Source organism: Paraburkholderia sp. BR10923, assembly GCF_040948765.1.
Taxonomy (GTDB): Bacteria; Pseudomonadota; Gammaproteobacteria; order Burkholderiales; family Burkholderiaceae; genus Paraburkholderia; species Paraburkholderia youngii.
Window position 1 is genome coordinate 1 of record NZ_JBFPKO010000189.1, and the last position, 326, is coordinate 326.

Below are 326 nucleotides of genomic sequence, written 5' to 3' on the forward strand. Positions count from 1 at the left end.
CGGAAAACAAACTCTCGGTGAACGTGTCGGCGCCGCCCATGATCTCCAGTGGGCAAGTGGTGGTTCATCTATCAACGCTTCACGAACTCTGCGCGATGACGTGTTTCAGCGGTACTTCAGCAACCTGTTAAGGGCTTTCGAGGTTCCACTTGCTATTGGCGTTGGCTTGTTGGCATAGATTTCGCGTACGAGTATGCGGTTAGAGGGTGTTAGGCACTTTTGCTAAGGGTTGCAAAGTGAACAAGCATAAGCACGGAGAAGACGACGAAGTGCAAGCCAGCCAGAGTTTCGGGCAATCGCTCGTAGTCTCGTGCGAGTCGGCGGAA

General features: G+C 53.1%; 1 pseudogene. It reads right to left on the reverse strand.

What is annotated here, in order from left to right:
• Nucleotides 1-209: 209 nt before the first annotated feature.
• Nucleotides 210-326, reverse strand: a pseudogene (locus AB3X94_RS42055) (IS5/IS1182 family transposase); the annotation flags it as partial.